The following is a 16546-nucleotide window of genomic DNA, read 5'->3' on the forward strand; positions in this document are numbered from 1 at the left end:
GCCAGTTTTTCGGGCCCCTTGTACCCGCGCGCAGAGGGCGGTGTTTCGAAACCGGATCCTAGTCGAAAATCTCGTTCCGACTGGCTCCCCGCCGCGAAGCTGAAGCAATGGGCCGCGTCGGACAATCGCGCGCGGACGCTCGACGCGCCGGCGATGATGCGGCCGCCGCGCACTCCGCTATTGGCCCCGCGTCACCTCCATCCGGCGATGCTGCTGGCTGTTGTAGCGATAGCCGATCCAGAGGATCGCAAGCGCCAGAAGCTGGAGCAGCAACGGTTCGAGCGAAGGAAAAATCCCGACCGCCGGGAAGCGGGGGAAATGGGCGAGCGGTGTAATGCCGAGGAGTCCGGCTTCCTGCAGGGCGCCTGCTCCCTTGCCGGAGAGAACGACCGCTAGGACCGCGATCAGGGCGGAACTATAGGCGAAGAATTTCCCGATCGGCAGAACGCGGCTGTAGCGAAGCATCACCCACGCGATAACGGCGAGGATTGCCAGCGCTGTTCCCGCTCCAGCCGCGATGGCCCCGCTGCTCCCTTGCGTGGCGAGCGCCGCGAAAAACAGGATGGTTTCGAAGACTTCCCGATAGACGACGAGAAAGGCGAGCCCGAACAGGAACCAGGCCGAGCGGCGCGAAAGCGCCTTGCCCATCGCCTCGCGAATATAGCGCTGCCAGCTCTCGGCATGCGACTTGCCATGCATCCAGATGCCGACCCAGACCAGAACCACCGCCGCAAATAGAGAGCCGAAACCTTCGGTCAGTTCGCGGCTCGCACCGCTGACCGAAATGGCATAGGTCGCGATCGCCCAGGTCCCGCCGCCGGCGACGAGCGCCGCGATCCAGCCGCCATGGACATAGGGCAGGACTTCGGGCCGTTCGGCCTTTCGCAAAAACGCGATCATCGCCACGACGATCAACAGGGCTTCGAGCCCTTCGCGCAGGAGGATGGTCAATGCTCCGACGAAGGTCGATGCGTCGCTGGCGGCACCGGGAGCCAGCGCGGTCTCGGCATCGGCGAAAAGTGCTTCGACCGACGCCGCCTTGCCTGCCACGGCCTCGACCGGCAGGCCGCGACCGATCGACACGCGATAATCGGCCATGGCGGATTCGATGTGCGCCATCAGACCCGCGTTGCGGGTGGTCAAAATCGGCTCGAGCGGCTCGAATCCGTCAAGATAGGCGGATAGCGCGAGACGCTCGGCCTCGTCGCGGTTTCCGTTTCGATAGGCGGCGAGGCTTTGCGCAAGCTTGTCCCGCGCCACGGCGAGCGACGTGGGCGTGGCCGCGCTCAGCGCCTTGGGGTCGGCGCGCAAATAAGCGGTGACCGCATCGGCAGGCCCCTGTCCGAGCCCGCGGCCGAGCGCTTCCGGGCTTAGGCTGGTAAAGGCTTGCAGGTCGGACATCTGCCCGCGAGCGGACGGATCGCGCTCCCAGATGCGCTTGCCGGCCGCGGCATCCTGAAAGGCAAAACTGCCGGCATAGGTTGCCACCGCCCAACGGTCGTCGGAAGACAAATGAGCAAAACTGGGCATCGACGTGCCCTCAAGCCCCTGTCCTATGACTTGGTAGAGCGCGAACAGGCTGCGCTTGCGGGCGCGGTCGGCATCGGTGAAATCGATCGGCGCCGGGTCGAGCCCCATCGCCTGAGGCCCTTTGCCGTCACCGCGCGTACCGTGACAACTGGCGCAATTTTCGAGATATATCTGGGCACCGCGCCGGGGATCGGGGGCGTTGCGAGGCGCAAGGGGCACGGGGTAGGCGGCGAGCAAGTCGGTCGCGACCTTGCGCGCAAGTCCGGCCACCTTGGCCGGGTCCGACCTTGAGGCGATGGCCGCTTCGAGCTGCCCCGCTTCGGATGCGAGGCGCGCGCGCGCCGAGGTCGCCGGAAGCGCCGCGATACCCTTGCGAACCGTTGCCGAAAACTCGGTCATCTCGGCATATTCGACTGGGCTGGTCACCTGGCCATTTGCGACGGCACCGGCATAGTCGACGGCGACATAATCCAGCAGGCGCCAGATGGTCTGGACCTCGTCGGCGTCGCTGCGGGCCTGTGCTGCTTGCGCGGCGAAGCCGGCGATGACGGCGAGCAGGATCAGCAGAAAGCGAAAGCGGGGAGCGGGCGCCATCGATCCTATCCGGCCGCAGCCGACAATTCGCGCAGCTCGGTGCGCGCGCCGCGGAGGATTTCATAGGCCGAGTGGAGGAAGAGCGCAGCGATGATCGCGGCAACCGCGAGATCGGGCCAGGCCTCGCCAGTCCAGGCGACAAGGCCCGCCGCGAAAATAACCGCGACATTGGCGACCGCGTCGTTGCGACTGAACAGCCATACTGCGCGGACGTTGGCGTCGCCTTCGCGAAACCGCGAGAGGACGGCGGCCGAGGTCAGATTGACCAGCAGTGCGGCAATGCCGATCGCGCCCATCAACTCGGCTTCGGGCGGAACGGCGGTCAGCGCGCGCCACAGCGCGACGCCGATCACGCCGAGACCCAAGGTCAGCAGGAACAGGCCCTGGGCGACGGCGATGCGTGTGCGCGCCAGTGCGGTCCAGCCGATCGCCACGAGCCCGGCGAGCGTGATCGTGCCATCGCCGATGAAATCGAGCGAGTCCGCCTTGAGCGCCTGGCTGTTGGCGATGAACCCGCCGACGATCTCGATCGCGCCGAACCCGAGATTGAGGAGCACGACGATCCACAAGGCGCGGCGATAGGCCGGATCCTTTTCCGCACGCACGGGGTCGCCCGTGCAGCCGCATGCGTCCCCGCTTTCAGACCCTTCCGTCATCGCGTCTTCATCTCCATGCTGCCGCCTCGGCGCCCTTTTTGCTGTCTTCAACTTCGGACATGGCCAGCCTATACAATCTCCAGTCACTGGAGGATCAAGCGAATTATGACCAAGCGGCTCGCGATCGGCGATCTGGCCCGGCAGACCGGCACCAAGGTCAATACCATCCGCTTCTACGAGGAAATCGGGCTGCTACCCGAGGCGCTCCGCACAGCCTCAGGCCGGCGAACTTATGATACGGCCGATCTGCGCCGCCTTGCCTTCATTCGCCATGCGCGGCAGCTCGGCTTTTCCATCCCCGAGATTCGGTCATTGCTGGCGCTTTCGGACCAGCCCGATCGCGATTGCGCCGAAGCCGCGGCCATTGCGCGCGAGCATCTTCACGATATCGGCATTCGCATCGCACGGCTCGAAACATTGCGCTCGGCGCTGACCGATGTCGCGACCTCCTGCGAGGGCGGCCGGGTCGCCGAATGCCGGGTGATCGAGGCGATCGCCGGAACCGAGCTCGCGCTCTAATCCGATCGGTCGCTCCGCGCTGACGCGCCTGGGTTCGAGCAAGGACGTGAGTGATCGCGCGCGGTGTTCGGCTGAATCTCCGCGCGCGATGCTGAGTCTCTTATGGCGCCTTGTCGAGCTTGGTGATCGTTCCAGCCTTGCCATCCCAATCGAGCTCGAACGCGACCTTGTCGCCGACCTTGATGTCCTTGAGCAGGTCCGGTTTCGCCGCAAAGCCCATCGTCATCGGAGGCCATTCGAGTTCGACGATCGCGCTATGATCGAGCGTGACCTGGCCCTTCGCCGTATCGATTGCGGTCACGGTTGCTGTGCCTTTGCCATGCTTGGTTTCAGCCGGCATCGCCATGGTCCCGGCATCATTGGCCGCTGCAGCGGCCTTTTCGTCGGCTTTGGGCGCCTCACTTTGCTTGCCGCAGCCGGCAAGTGCCACGCTGAGCGCAAGACTCAGTGCGATACCAATGGATGCCTTCATGTCTTTTCTCCTTCTGGTTGAACGGGATGTGCCGCGCGCCGCCGCATGAGCAGATAGGCGGCGGGAATGATGAGCATCGACAAAAGCGGCGCGGTCAGCATGCCGCCGATCATCGGCGCCGCGATACGGCTCATCACCTCCGAGCCGGTGCCGGTTCCGACCAGGATCGGGAAAAGGCTGGCGAGGATGACCGCGACGGTCATCGCCTTCGGCCGGACACGCAGCAGCGCGCCTTCGCGAACCGCGGCCAATATGTCGCCGTCGCTGCGATCGGCGAGCGCATGCTTGAGATAGATGAGCATAACGACCCCGAACTCGGCGGCGACGCCCGCGAGCGCTATGAACCCGACCGCGCTTGCGACCGACTGGTTGTAGCCGAGCAGATAGAGCAGCCAGAGCCCCCCGGTGAGCGCGAAGGGCAAGGTCGCCATGATGAGCAACGCCTCATCCCAGCGGCGGAAGGTGAGATAAAGCAGGACGAAGATGATCGCGAGCGTGACCGGTATGACTATCTTCATTCGTTCGGTCGCGCGGATGAGAAACTCGAACTGCCCGGTGTAGGAGATGCTGATGCCCGGAGGCAGATTGACGTCGCGCGCGATCGCCCGCTGGATGTCCTGCACCAGGCCCTGCAAGTCGCGGCCCCGGCTATCGACATAGATAAAAGTCACCGGGCGAGCATTTTCGCTGCGCAGCATTGGCGGGCCATCGCTGACCTTGACGCTGGCGACGGTGCCGAGCGTTATCTGCTGGCGAGAAGGCGTCAAGACCGGAAGGCTGGCCAGTTCGCCGATACTGTCGCGCAGTTCGCGCGGATAGCGCACGCTGATCGGATAGCGGGCGAGCCCCTCGACGGTCTGGCCGATCGTCTCGCCGCCGATCGCGCCGGCGACGATCTCCTGGACGTCGGCGACATTGAGGCCGTAGCGCGCCGCCGCGGCGCGATCGATGTCGACATCGATATAGCGGCCGCCGGTCAGGCGCTCGGCCAGCGCCGACGCGACGCCGGGCACGGTCTTGACGACAGTTTCGATGCGCTTGGCGGTGCGATCAATCTCGGCGAGGTCAGATCCCGCGACCTTGATGCCCACCGGGCTCTTGATCCCGGTCGCGAGCATATCGATGCGGTTGCGGATCGGGGGAATCCAGAAATTGGCGAGCCCCGGAACGCGGACGCGCGCATCGAGTTCCTCGACCAGCTTTTCCTCGGTCATGCCGGGACGCCATTGCTCTTTCGGTTTGAAGCGGATCGTCGTTTCGAACATCTCTAGGGGCGCCGGGTCGGTCGCGGTGTCGGCGCGCCCTGCCTTGCCGAACACGCTCTCGACCTCGGGCACCGTCTTGATTAGCCGATCGGTTTGCTGGAGCAGGCTCGACGCGCGCGCCGCCGAGATGCCGGGAAGCGCCGAGGGCATGTAGAGCAGGTCGCCTTCGCGCATCTGCGGCATGAACTCGCCGCCGATCTGGATCATCGGCCACAGGCTGGTGGCGAAGACGACGCCGGCGATCGCGAGCGCCTTTTTGGGGCGGGCCAGCACCCAGTTGAGTGCCGGCCGATAGGCGTGGGTCAGCCAGCGATTGATCGGATTAGCCTGTTCGGCGGGAATCCGGCCGCGGATCAGCCAGCCCATCAGTACCGGAACCAGCGTGATCGAGAGTATCGCCGCCGCGGCCATCGCATAGGTTTTGGTGAAGGCGAGCGGCGCGAAGAGCCGCCCTTCCTGGCCCTCGAGCGTGAAGATCGGGATGAAAGAGAAGGTGATGATGAGGAGGCTGAGGAAGAGCGCCGGCCCGACTTCGGCGGCGGCGTCGGTGATCACGCGCCAGCGCTCGGCGCCCTTCAATTCCTCGCCGGGATGATCGCGCTCCCAATGTTCGAGATGCTTGTGGGCATTCTCGATCATCACCACCGCGGCATCGACCATCGCGCCGACCGCGATCGCAATCCCGCCAAGCGAGAGGATGTTGGCGTTGAGACCTTGCAGCCGCATGATGATGAAGGCGATGAGGATGCCGAGCGGCAGCGTCAGGATGGCCACCAGCGCCGAGCGCGCGTGCCAGAGGAAGAGCGCGCAGACGAGCCCGACAATGATGAACTCCTCGACGAGCTTCGAGGTCAGATTGTCGACCGCGCGGTCGATCAGTCCCGAGCGGTCATAGGTGGTGACGATCTCGACCCCGGGTGGCAGGCTGCGCTTGAGCTCGGCGAGCTTGGCGCGCACGCCGTCGATGACTTCGCGGGCATTCTTGCCTTCGCGCATCACGATGACGCCGCCCGCGACTTCGCCCTCGCCATTGAGTTCGGCGATGCCGCGCCGCGTGTCGGGGCCGATCTGGACCGTCGCGACGTCGCCAACCGTCACCGGGATCCCGCTGCCGGCCGTGCGGATCGGGACCGCGCGGAAGTCGTCGAGCGATTTGAGATAGCCGCTCGCGCGGACGATATATTCGGCCTCGGCGAGTTCGAGGCTGCCGCCGCCGCTTTCCTGATTGGCGCGCTTGAGCGCGTCCGCCACCTCCGGCGCCGTCACGCCGAAGGCGGCAAGTTTCTGCGGATCGACGATGATCTGATATTGGCGCACCATGCCGCCGATGCTCGCGACCTCGGCGACGCCGGGGACCGACTTGAGTTCGAAGCGCAGGAACCAGTCCTGGAGGCTGCGCAGCTCGGCGAGATCGTGGCGGCCGCTCTTGTCGACGAGCGCATATTCATAGATCCAGCCGACGCCCGTTGCGTCGGGGCCAAGGCTCGCCCGCGCCCCCTCGGGGAGGCGGCTTTGCACCTGACTCAGATATTCGAGCACGCGGCTGCGCGCCCAATAGGGGTCGGTGCCGTCGTCGAACAGCACATAGACGAAGCTGTCGCCGACGAAGCTATAGCCGCGCACGACGCGCGCGCCGGGCACCGAGAGCATCGTCGTCGTGATCGGATAGGTGACCTGGTCCTCGACGATCCGCGGCGCCTGGCCCGCATAAGTCGTGCGGATGATGACCTGCACGTCCGACAGGTCGGGGAGCGCATCGACCGGTGTCGTCCGCACCGCGGCGATGCCGAGCAAGGTGAGGATGAGGGCGGCCGCGACGACGAGGCCGCGCGCCGCAACCGAGGCGCGGATGATCTTTGCAATCATTGCGCGGCATCCAGCGGCCGAACCGCAAGGCCGGTCAGGCTCGCCTCGGAATCGAGCAGGAACTGGCCCGACGCGACGACCTTCTCGCCGGGCGCGAGACCGCGCAATATCTCGGTCTTTCCGCCGCCTTCGCGCCCAGCGAGCACTTCGGCCGGGTGATACCGGCCATCGCCCCGCTCGAGCATCACGATGCTGCGCGTGCCGGTGCGGATCACTGCTTCGCTCGGCACCAGCAGCGCCGGCTTGGCATCGCCGCCGAGCGCGACGCTGGCGAACATGCCGGGGCGCAGGCGTCCGCCGCGGTTGGCGAGTTCGATGCGCACGGTCAGCGTCCTGGTGTCCGCCGCCGCGGCCGGGAGGATCGCGACGACTTTGCCGGCGAATGGCTCGCCCGGAAAGGCGGTGAGCTTCGCGGTCGCGCGCTGGCCGACCTGCACGAGCCCCGCCTGCGCTTCGGGGAGCGCGGCATTGAGCCAGACGGTGCCGAGCCCGGAGATTTCGGCGAGCGTCTGCCCAGCGGCGAGCGTAACGCCCGCCCGCGCATTCAGCGCCTGGACAACCCCTCCGATCGGCGCGCGGACAGTCATCCGGCCGCCGGTGCGCCCCGTCCGATCGACTTCGGTTATCACGCCTTCGGGCATGCCCATCAGCCGCAGCCGCTGCCGCGCCGCCGCGGTGAGGTCGGGGCGTCCGAGCTTCTTGACGCTCAGATATTCGGTCTGCGCACCGCCCCATTCGGGCAATTGCAGGTCGGCGATCGGGGTGCCGGCGCCGATGACGTCGCCGGGCGCGAGGCGATAGACGCGCTCGACGAAGCCGCCCGAGCGCGCCTGGACGATCGCGACATCGCGCTGGTTGAAATCGACACTGCCATTGACGTTGAAGGTCGCGGCGAGGCTGCCCATTTCGGCCGCGACCACGCGGATTCCGAGGCTCTGCCGCGCGGCCGGGTCGACCGTTATGCCGGGGCCGGTGCCAGAACCACCCGCTTCATCGGCATATTTGGGCTCGAGCTGCATATCCATGAAGGGCGACTTGCCGGGCTTGTCGAACTTCTGGTTCGGGAACATCGGGTCGTAATAATAGAGGATTTTGCGGCCGCCGGCCGTGGCTTCGGCCGGCGCCTGACCGTCCCCGCGCTGTCCCAGCCAATATCCCCCGCCGCCCGCGATCAGCACGGCAGCCAAAATCCCGGCGCGCCACCGCGCCGCTGATGTCGCATCGGTCATCGCCCTGTCTCCCCATAGATATAATTGATCCGGATCGCGTCGCGCGCGACGTCGGCTTCGCGCGCGAGCGCATCGACTTCGGCTTCGGCCAGCGCGAGCGTCGAGAGCAGCGCGGTTCCGAGGTCGAGCTTCCCGGCGGCGTAACTGGCGAGGTCAAGTTCGGCGCGCTTCTTTGCAAGCGGGACCAACCGCGACCGTGCATTGCCAAGCTGCTCGTGATGCATGCGATGGTCGGCGAGATCGGCGTCGAGCGCCGCGGCGATGTCGCGCTTCGCCGCTTCGCGGTCGAGGCGCGCGCGCGTCGCTTCGCTGGCGCGCGCCGCGATCTTCGGGTCCTGCCGCTTCTTCGAGAAGAAGGGCAGGTCGATCGTGACGCCAAGCGTGACGAGGTCGCCATAATTGGGTTCGCGCCGCCCATAGGCCGCATTGACGCTCCAGTCGGGACGCTTGTCGGCGCGCGCGAGGCCCGTTTCGGCGTCAGCCGCAAGCGCGCGCGCATCGAGCGCGCGCAGCCGCGGCAAGGCGTCGATGCCGGCGCGCAGCGCGATTTCGTTTACCATCGGCGGCGGCGGGTCGCCCGCCGTGTCGGCGGCCGGATCGCCCGTGAATCGCGCAAGCTGCGCCCTTGCCCGGGTGATTTCGGCGGCGAGCGCGCTGCGGCGATCGCTGACCGCCGCGCGAAGCTGTTCGGGTTCGAGCGCCTGCGCCGGGCGTGCCGCACCACTCGCGAGCCGCGCGGTCACGGTCGCTTGCAGATCCCCAAGACCGGCGTCTAGCATCTCGAGTTCCTTCAGCCGCTTCTTGGCATAGAAGAGATCGACCCACGCGAGCGCCGTCGCGAGCCGGACGTCCTGCGCGGTAACTGCCTCGTCGGCGCGGGCGATTCCGATGTCGGCCTGCGCGCGCGTCGCGCGCGCGCGTCGCTTGGCGGGGTTCGGGAAATCCTGACTGATGCCGATGACCTGCATCGTGAAGTCGTCGCGGTTGAGCCGGCCCGCGTCGGGACCGGTGACAGGGAAATCCTGCAGGACGATATTGAGTTTCGGGTCTGGCAGCCGGTCGGCGGCGATCGCCGCCGATTGGGCGGCATCGAGCCCGGCTTCTCGGGCTTGTAATTCGGGCGCTCGCGTTTCCGCCAGTCGAAGCGCATCATCGAGCGACATGGGTTCGGTGTGCAGGGCCGTGGGCAGCGCAAGCACGGCTGCCGCAAAGAAAAGGCGCATGATTTCCCCCTTTTTGAATCGGGCGAGGCCATCCCCGGCGCATAGGCGCCGGGGATGGAGATATTACGCCGCGGGGTGCGCCATGTGGCTGCCGGTCATTTTTTTCATGCAATCGGCCGGATCGGCCTTCATCATGTCGCAGTCGCAGTTGGCCATCTGGGCGGACTTGTCCTTCACCCAGACGCGGACCCGCGAGCTGGTATTGGACTTGTTCGGTCCCGGCACCTGGCGGGTCTGCCATTCATAATGGCCGCCCGGTGCTTCCTGTGCGAAAACGGGAGCGGCAAGCGTTGCTGCCGCGAGCGCGGCAACGGCAAAAATCGGTTTCATGTCGAATTCCTCGGTTGAAAAGCTTGGGAACACGCCGAAACAGTCGGCGCGCATCGTGCAGTTCAGCCGAGGACTAGGGGTGGGTCAGGTTCGGGACCGAATGTTCTGCCAGCGAGCCGCCGGACAGGAAGCGGATCTAGCAAGCCCGGGACATGCGCTTTCGCCTCGATCGGCGTGGCCGGCGATACGACGGCGGGCGGAAGCGCGCAGCCCATCTTCGCGATGCAGTCGAGCGTGAGGCCTTGGCAGGGCTCTTTGTTCTGTGACTTTTCGATGCCCATCATTTCCGCGCATTCGTCACTCATGGCTGAGGCCGCAATCGCGGTGTCCGCGATAGGCATTGCCGGCGCCGACGCGAACGCAGCTTCCTGGGCCAGAAGGCCCAGCACAGCTCCGAAGAGCAGCAGCAGAGAAAGCCAGCGTTTCACGGTCGAAGCATGTTCCTTGTCAGTCTTGGCGTCAAACTGAAATTGCGGCGCCTGGACCGCCGAGCTGTTCGCGGGTAGCCCCGCCGCGGTTACACCCGGGCCAGATAATCCCTGTCCCGCCTGCCACCATCAGGACTTCGGTTTGCGCGAAGAACTGTGCAGGTTGATGATCCGCCATTTGCCGTCTGTCCATTTGAGTACGCTCGTCGCAACGCCATCGCGTTCGACCGTTTCGCCACTCGCGAGTATGATCGTGTAGGAATAGGTCTCGGTCGCGATCGCAACCTCGCCTTCGCCCCGCACCGAAACCTTATAGCCCTTGAAGGCGAAGGACTTGAACGCCTTGAGCTCGGGCGCGAGGTGGTGGTCGCGATAATGGACGAAATTTCCTTCGACACCGCCCGACTCGAAGATCTGGGCGTCGGGCGCGAACAAGGCTTCGACGCCCGACAGGTCGCGGCTCTCGATCGCCTGCTTATATTGCGCCAGCGTCGCCGTCGCCGCCTGATAATCAGGGGTTGGCACCGCGTGGGCGGGAACCGCGATGACCAGCGCCAGCCCGAACATCGCCTGTTTGATACCTCTCATCCCTATTCTCCCTTTCTGTACGCTGGCGGCATCCGTCCGCCGTGATGCTTCGATCAGATTTTCACGAACCGGAGCCGCAGCGAATTGGCGATGACGCTCACCGACGAGAGCGCCATCGCGGCGGCGGCGATGATCGGCGACAAGAGCAGCCCGAAGACCGGATAGAGCACACCCGCTGCGACCGGAATCCCGGCGACATTATAGGCGAAAGCAAAGAAGAGATTCTGACGGATGTTCGCCATCGTCGCATGGCTGAGATGCCGCGCGCGCACGATGCCCAGCAGATCACCGCGCAGCAGCGTCACACCCGCGCTTTCGATGGCGACGTCGGTTCCCGAGCCCATCGCGATGCCGACGTCGGCGGCGGCGAGCGCGGGGGCGTCGTTGACCCCGTCGCCGGCCATCGCGACGATCCGGCCCTCTTCGCGCAGCCGCTGGACGACCGCGCTCTTCTGGTCGGGGAGGACATCGGCCTCAACGTCGTCGATGCCGAGGCGCCGCGCGATGGCTTCCGCGGTGACGCGATTGTCGCCGGTGAGCATGATGACCTTGATTCCGGCTTCGCGCAGCGCCGCGAGTGCCGCGCCCGTCGTCTCCTTGACTGGATCGGCGATGGCGATGACGCCGGCCGCCTTGCCGTTGACCGCGATGTAGATCGCCGTTGCGCCGTCTCCGCGAAGCCGGTCCGCCGCCTCGGTGAGCGTGCCCAGATCGACGTCATATTCTTCGAGAAAGTTCGCATTGCCGAGGACGATCGCCTTTTTATCGACGACCCCGACGATGCCCTTGCCGACCGGCTGGTCGACGCCCGATGGCTCGACGAGCGCGAGGCCGCGGTCTTCGGCCGCCTTGACGATCGCGGCGGCCAATGGATGTTCGCTGCTGCGCTCAAGGCTCGCGGCAATCCGGAGCAGATCCTGCTCTTCGAAGCCGTCGGCGACTTCGATGGCGACGACCGAGGGCCGGCCTTCGGTCAGCGTCCCGGTCTTGTCGACGACGAGCGTGTCAACCTTTTCCATCCGTTCAAGCGCCTCGGCATTCTTGATCAGCACGCCGGCTTCGGCGCCGCGCCCCACGCCGACCATGATCGACATCGGCGTCGCAAGGCCGAGCGCGCACGGGCAGGCGATGATGAGCACCGAGACGGCGGCGATGAGGCCATAGGCCATGGCGGGCGAGGGGCCGAGAAGCGACCAGACGATGAAAGCGACAATAGCAACCACTATGACGCCGGGCACGAACCAGCCCGAAACGGTATCAGCGAGACGCTGGATCGGCGCGCGGCTGCGCTGCGCATCGGCGACCATCTGTACGATCCGCGCGAGCATCGTGTCGCGCCCGACCTTCTCGCTGCGCATGAGCAGGCCGCCCGTCTGGTTGATCGTTCCGCCGATCAGCGCCGCGCCGGCCTCCTTGGTGACTGGCATCGATTCGCCCGTAACCATCGATTCGTCGACCGTGCCGCGGCCTTCTACGACGATGCCATCGACCGGGACTTTTTCGCCCGGACGGATGCGCAGCATGTCGCCGACCGCGACTTCCTCGAGCGCTACCTCCTCGTCGCTTCCATCGCTGCGGACGCGGCGGGCAAGCTTGGGCGTGAGGTCCAGAAGCGCACGGATCGCGCCGCTCGTCGTCTCGCGCGCCCTGAGTTCGAGCACCTGCCCGAGCAGCACCAGCACCGTGATGACCGCGGCGGCCTCGAAATAGACCGCGACGGAGCCGTCGGCGGCGCGGAAGGCGGCCGGAAAGATTTGCGGGGCGATCGCCGCGATCATGCTGTAGCCCCACGCGACCCCCGTCCCCATCGCAATGAGAGTGAACATGTTGAGGCTCTTGTTGCGGACCGAGAGCCAGGCGCGCTCGAAGAAGGGCCAGCCCGCCCATAGAACGACGGGGGTCGCGAGCAGCATCTGGATCCAGTTGCTCGTCTGGCGACCGACATATTGGTGGAGACCCGTCAGATGGCCGCCCATTTCGAGCGCGACCACGGGAAGGGCGAGAAGGAGTCCGATCCAGAAGCGCCGCCGCATGTCGCGATATTCTTCGCTTGGGCCGTCCGATGCGGCTGGCATGATGGGCTCGAGTGCCATGCCGCAGATCGGGCAGCTTCCAGGGCCGGGGCGCTGGATTTCGGGATGCATCGGGCAGGTCCAGATGGCGCCTTCGGGTGCATCGGCTGCGGCGGGCTCGCGTTTTGCGGCATAAAGATCGGGATCGGCCTCGAATTTGGCGAGGCAGTCCGCGCTGCAGAAATAGTGATGCTTGCCGCTATGCGTCGCGGTGTGAGGTGTGGTGGCCGGATCGACCATCATGCCGCAAACGGGATCGGTCGTGCTCCCGCTGCCTTTTTCTGCGCCCTGATGATCGTGCATCGCCGCCGCTCCCGTATGTGTCGGATGCCCGCCTCGCCGCGGGGCGGTCCAAACGCTACCGGTCGAGTTCGCCGCTGGCGTCGTTCCCGGCGGTTCCAGAATGGAGCCGCTTCTATCGATACGCAAGAAGAGCGGTTATCCCTTGGATTTTCTTTGCCCCGTACCGTCAGGTCCCAGGCTTTCGGGCCTCGATGATCGCGATCGCACCGGTTGGCGTGCGGAACGTCTCAAGTTCGCGAACATCGCAGAAGCCTGCCTCTCTCATCAGCACCGGGAGCAATCCATCGGCGTTGGGTTGGGTGTCCTGGACGCCGTCGAGCTGCTGGATCGTCAGGCGGAACAGCAACCGCATGAGGCGGCCGCGCTGTTCCCCATAGTCGGCGACATAGAGTTTGCCGCCCGGCGCGAGCACCTGCCGGGCCTCGCGTAGCAGACGTGCCTTTTCCTTAAGCCCGACCTGATGAAGGACGAGGCAGATCGCAATCTTGGAAGGCGAGGGCCAGTCATCGATCGCCGAAGCCGCGAAAAAGCCAACTCGAAACTCCGGCGGTGGAACAATCTGCGCGGTCTTCGTTCGGGCAATTCGCGTCGCGGCCTCGTCGGGGTCGAAACCAAGATAGCGGACGTCCCGGCTATGGCGAGCGATCGCCAGCGCGAGATTTCCCGTACCCGAGCCGATATCGAGAATGACGTCACCCTCGCCGAGCGCCATATAGCGAACGAGACGGTCGCGCCACACGCGCTCACGCGTCGTCACCGCGACGCCGAAATCATAAAGGGGCGTCAGGATGTGATAGCCTGCCGCTGGCGTATAGGATCTGGCTACGGGTGTCGGGTCGGGCATGACCGTCTCCTTTCGACGCTTTGGCTTGCCGCCGGATTGCGGCCGCAATCGCCGGTCTCGACGAGACGCTTAAGGGCAAACAGGCGCGGCGGTCTTGAATGTTTCGCCGGGGCGACGCGGTGCGAGGCGCATCCGGCTCAGGGCACGATTTCGAACGCGAAGGCGCTGAGGCCAGCCGAAGGCGTCACTCCGAGCCATTGGGCGCAGCGGCGCGTGAAGTGCGACTGATCGGCAAAGCCTCCTGCCGCCGCGGCGTCGGCGAGACCTCCGCCGCCGACCAGCGCCCGCACTGCGCGTTGAAGCTGGAGCCATTGCAGCAATTTGGCCGGAGGCACGCCGAAGTCGCGGCTGACGATTTCGCGCAGGCGCGAGGGTGAGAGGCAGGCAACGTCGGCCAAGGCGCGGGCACTCGACAAATCATCAGGGGCCGCGAGCGCCTCGGACAGGCGTGCATCCACCGGACGCGCCTGCGACCGGTCGAGATAGTCGGACGCCCAGCGCTTCGCGTCCGCGCCGCTTGCGATCCCATCGAGGCCGGCCAACTCCGCCGGCGTCAACAGGACAGGCACCGATCCAACGGACAGGCGCGCATCGGCACGAAAAAGCGGATCGAGATAGAATGACCGCACGAGGGCGCCCGGCGGCCCCAAGCGGTGCCGGACATGCGACGCTATGGCGACGCCTTGCCCGGCAGGGACTATCATGTCGACGTCGCCGGAAATTTTGAGGTCGCGTTCGACGGCGAGGCTGATCTGATGCGCCACATGGCTATGGGGACGGCTGATCCCGATGCGCGCATCGATCAATGCCCAGCCGGTCCCGAGCATGATCGAACCCGACCAGGAGGCGGTGTTGGGCGTCAAACCGGATCGGCGACGACGAACGGCTCGAGCGTCCCGAACCAGGCAACCAGCGCGAGTATGGCGAGCGCGGCCGATGCTTCGATGATCAGGCTCCTGCGCATAGCCGCGAGCGCTGCATCTGGATCGGAATCGACGCTTTCTGCATCGTCGCCTGCGGCGGCCGCCGCGAGCGCAGGCGTCAGTCGCCAACGATTGGCGGCCGCGAGCGCAAGCATCAGTCCAAACAGCGCGAGCTTGGCAAGGAGCAATTGTCCATAAGGTGACCCGAGAGACCGGCCGAGATTCTCGGCGCCGACGATCATCTGGCTATTGATGAGACCGGTGGCGGCAATAACGAGGACGCAGATCGTGCCGACGCGCGAAAATTGATCGAGGCTTCGCGCCCCAATTTGGAGTCCGCCCGGCCATTCGCGGACGCGACGTGGTGAGATCAGGATCAGGAAGGCGCCGATCGCGCCGATCCAGACCGCGGCTGCGATTAGGTGCAAGATGTCGCTGATCCGGTGCACGGTGCCTGCGGCGCCTTCGGTCGCGCCGGCGTGGCCGGACCAGACCAGACTCGCGACGGCCACCGAGCCTGCGGCCGCGAGCACGGCGGCCGAAGTTGTCGGCCAGCGGACCATCCAGATCGCGACTGCCAGCGCGAGCAGCAGCGCTGCGCTCCGGTAGACCCAAGCTGTGCCGACGTCGGTCTCGCGCACAAGGTCCCAGAAAGGCTGGAGTTCCAGGGAGAGGAGCCCCACACCCTGCATCGAAGCCGCGAGCACGCCCATCCCCAAGATGGAGAGTAGCAGTCCGGCGGCGCAGAGCCATCGCTCTGCGCGCCAGATCGAGGCCATCATCGACTGCGGCGCAAGGCGTTCGCTTCGTGTCAGCGCATAGAGCGGGAACGCAGCAAGGCCAGCGATGAGCATCAGGTCCGCATAAAGTGCGAACCTGATGCCGATCAGGACGGGGTCCCCCACCGCTTTACTTAACGGTGAAGCTGAATTCGCTACCCATGCGATGGGTATCGGCGCCGGCCGCCGACCATTTGACCTTGTAGGTTCCGGGCGTCAGCGGCCGCTTGAGCATCAGCATCGCCGACTTGCCCTCTTTGCCCATCATCGACGAGTAGGGCACCTTCATCGGTGCATGATTGGCCATGTCGGGCATGCCGGTCATGACCAGCTCGGTCTTGAGGGTCGAGGCGACGATCTTTTCGTTGAACTGCAGATTGACCGACGTGACCTTCGAAACGGTCGAATTGGCGGCCGGCGTCGAGCTGACGAGCTTGGTGTGAGCGCTCGCTGCGACCGGCGTGATAAGCAGTGCGAAAGCCGCCGCTGCAGAGGGGAGAAGAGACTTGAACATGAACACCTCCAAATGCGTGTCTGTCCTGCTAATACGCAGGATATCGGCATGGCCCTCAAATATTCCGGTATAATATTCCGGTATGAGGGGTGAAGCGCTTCGGCGCGTATGTACAATGATGGAAAGGTTTGAAGAGACGATCGATGGATGAGGAGCTTCGCATTTTGAACAGGATCGATCTGCCCGCAGCGCTCGACGCGCTCGACGATCGCATCATGGGTGCATTGGCGATCCGCCGGCGCGAAGCGGTAGCGACGCGCCGCCTGATGGCGCTCGCGGCCTTTGTCTCGCTTGGCGGCGGTTTTTTTGCGGGGAGCGCGATTTCCCAGCCGGCGGTCGCGGCAAGTCCCCTTACCCCGTTCGGTCCGCCTAGCGCATTGGCGCCTTCCACCTTGCTGGGCGTGCAGTAAC

The 16546-nt window shown here is 65.6% G+C and carries 16 protein-coding genes; 2 read left to right on the top strand and 14 right to left on the bottom strand.

Features of this window, described 5'->3' with window-relative positions:
* Positions 1 to 177: 177 nt before the first annotated feature.
* Positions 178 to 2124: a cytochrome c/FTR1 family iron permease gene (locus GGR90_RS14630; RefSeq protein WP_054731775.1), complete on the bottom strand. Its 1947-nt coding sequence runs from the start codon at positions 2122 to 2124 to the stop codon at positions 178 to 180.
* A 5-nt stretch (positions 2125 to 2129) separates the two neighbouring features.
* Positions 2130 to 2780, bottom strand: coding sequence for a cation efflux transmembrane domain-containing protein (locus GGR90_RS14635; RefSeq protein WP_054731774.1), 651 nt, complete (start codon positions 2778 to 2780; stop codon positions 2130 to 2132).
* 105 nt (positions 2781 to 2885) lie between these two features.
* Between GGR90_RS14635 and GGR90_RS14640 the strand changes: the two genes are divergently transcribed.
* Complete coding sequence (locus GGR90_RS14640) at positions 2886 to 3299, top strand: MerR family transcriptional regulator (protein ID WP_054731773.1); 414 nt, start codon at positions 2886 to 2888, stop codon at positions 3297 to 3299.
* 100 nt (positions 3300 to 3399) lie between these two features.
* Here GGR90_RS14640 and GGR90_RS14645 read toward each other — a convergent pair whose 3' ends face one another.
* From GGR90_RS14645 to copC, 12 genes are all read right to left on the bottom strand, one after another.
* A complete protein-coding gene (locus GGR90_RS14645; protein WP_054731772.1) occupies positions 3400 to 3771 on the bottom strand; it encodes a copper-binding protein in 372 nt (123 codons plus the stop codon).
* A complete protein-coding gene (locus tag GGR90_RS14650) occupies positions 3768 to 6902 on the bottom strand; it encodes an efflux RND transporter permease subunit (protein ID WP_054731771.1) in 3135 nt (1044 codons plus the stop codon). The genes GGR90_RS14645 and GGR90_RS14650 overlap by 4 nt, the downstream gene beginning before the upstream one ends.
* Complete coding sequence (locus GGR90_RS14655; protein ID WP_054731770.1) at positions 6899 to 8131, bottom strand: efflux RND transporter periplasmic adaptor subunit; 1233 nt, start codon at positions 8129 to 8131, stop codon at positions 6899 to 6901. The genes GGR90_RS14650 and GGR90_RS14655 overlap by 4 nt, the downstream gene beginning before the upstream one ends.
* Positions 8128 to 9354 carry a TolC family protein gene (locus GGR90_RS14660; protein ID WP_054731769.1) on the bottom strand — a complete coding sequence of 409 codons (1227 nt, stop codon included), beginning with the start codon at positions 9352 to 9354 and terminating at the stop codon, positions 8128 to 8130. The genes GGR90_RS14655 and GGR90_RS14660 overlap by 4 nt, the downstream gene beginning before the upstream one ends.
* Positions 9355 to 9417: 63 nt before the next feature.
* On the bottom strand, positions 9418 to 9684 hold the full coding sequence (locus tag GGR90_RS14665; protein ID WP_054734095.1) for a hypothetical protein: 267 nt from the start codon (positions 9682 to 9684) through the stop codon (positions 9418 to 9420).
* 62 nt (positions 9685 to 9746) lie between these two features.
* Positions 9747 to 10112 (bottom strand): hypothetical protein, encoded by a 366-nt coding sequence (locus GGR90_RS14670; RefSeq protein WP_054731768.1) that lies wholly within the window; start codon positions 10110 to 10112, stop codon positions 9747 to 9749.
* 129 nt (positions 10113 to 10241) lie between these two features.
* Positions 10242 to 10700: a YybH family protein gene (locus GGR90_RS14675; protein ID WP_054731767.1), complete on the bottom strand. Its 459-nt coding sequence runs from the start codon at positions 10698 to 10700 to the stop codon at positions 10242 to 10244.
* A gap of 53 nt (positions 10701 to 10753) precedes the next feature.
* A complete protein-coding gene (locus GGR90_RS14680; RefSeq protein ID WP_054731766.1) occupies positions 10754 to 13075 on the bottom strand; it encodes a heavy metal translocating P-type ATPase in 2322 nt (773 codons plus the stop codon).
* Positions 13076 to 13241: 166 nt separating this feature from the next.
* Positions 13242 to 13967 (bottom strand): class I SAM-dependent methyltransferase, encoded by a 726-nt coding sequence (locus GGR90_RS14685; protein WP_245198715.1) that lies wholly within the window; start codon positions 13965 to 13967, stop codon positions 13242 to 13244.
* Between the two features lie 89 nt (positions 13968 to 14056).
* On the bottom strand, positions 14057 to 14782 hold the full coding sequence (locus tag GGR90_RS14690; RefSeq protein WP_234715993.1) for a helix-turn-helix domain-containing protein: 726 nt from the start codon (positions 14780 to 14782) through the stop codon (positions 14057 to 14059).
* A complete protein-coding gene (copD, locus tag GGR90_RS14695; protein ID WP_054731764.1) occupies positions 14779 to 15747 on the bottom strand; it encodes a copper homeostasis membrane protein CopD in 969 nt (322 codons plus the stop codon). Before copD ends, GGR90_RS14690 begins: the two co-directional genes overlap by 4 nt.
* Before the next feature lie 4 nt (positions 15748 to 15751).
* Entirely contained in the window at positions 15752 to 16135 is a 384-nt protein-coding gene (gene copC / locus GGR90_RS14700; protein ID WP_054734089.1) for a copper homeostasis periplasmic binding protein CopC, read from the bottom strand.
* Positions 16136 to 16299: 164 nt separating this feature from the next.
* On the opposite strand from copC, the gene GGR90_RS14705 reads away from it, so the two are divergent.
* Positions 16300 to 16545 (top strand): hypothetical protein, encoded by a 246-nt coding sequence (locus tag GGR90_RS14705; RefSeq protein WP_156344056.1) that lies wholly within the window; start codon positions 16300 to 16302, stop codon positions 16543 to 16545.
* Position 16546 lies beyond the last annotated feature (1 nt).

Source organism: Sphingopyxis italica (assembly GCF_011926545.1).
Taxonomy (GTDB): Bacteria; Pseudomonadota; Alphaproteobacteria; order Sphingomonadales; family Sphingomonadaceae; genus Sphingopyxis; species Sphingopyxis italica.

Bases quoted from the DNA above. Each gene is read 5' to 3' on its own strand.
- GGR90_RS14630 (WP_054731775.1), bottom strand. From the start codon at position 2,124: ATGGCGCCCGCTCCCCGCTTTCGCTTTCTGCTGATCCTGCTCGCCGTC.
- GGR90_RS14635 (WP_054731774.1), bottom strand. From the start codon at position 2,780: ATGACGGAAGGGTCTGAAAGCGGGGACGCATGCGGCTGCACGGGCGAC.
- GGR90_RS14640 (WP_054731773.1), top strand. From the start codon at position 2,886: ATGACCAAGCGGCTCGCGATCGGCGATCTGGCCCGGCAGACCGGCACC.
- GGR90_RS14645 (WP_054731772.1), bottom strand. From the start codon at position 3,771: ATGAAGGCATCCATTGGTATCGCACTGAGTCTTGCGCTCAGCGTGGCA.
- GGR90_RS14650 (WP_054731771.1), bottom strand. From the start codon at position 6,902: ATGATTGCAAAGATCATCCGCGCCTCGGTTGCGGCGCGCGGCCTCGTC.
- GGR90_RS14655 (WP_054731770.1), bottom strand. From the start codon at position 8,131: ATGACCGATGCGACATCAGCGGCGCGGTGGCGCGCCGGGATTTTGGCT.
- GGR90_RS14660 (WP_054731769.1), bottom strand. From the start codon at position 9,354: ATGCGCCTTTTCTTTGCGGCAGCCGTGCTTGCGCTGCCCACGGCCCTG.
- GGR90_RS14665 (WP_054734095.1), bottom strand. From the start codon at position 9,684: ATGAAACCGATTTTTGCCGTTGCCGCGCTCGCGGCAGCAACGCTTGCC.
- GGR90_RS14675 (WP_054731767.1), bottom strand. From the start codon at position 10,700: ATGAGAGGTATCAAACAGGCGATGTTCGGGCTGGCGCTGGTCATCGCG.
- GGR90_RS14680 (WP_054731766.1), bottom strand. From the start codon at position 13,075: ATGCACGATCATCAGGGCGCAGAAAAAGGCAGCGGGAGCACGACCGAT.
- copC (WP_054734089.1), bottom strand. From the start codon at position 16,135: ATGTTCAAGTCTCTTCTCCCCTCTGCAGCGGCGGCTTTCGCACTGCTT.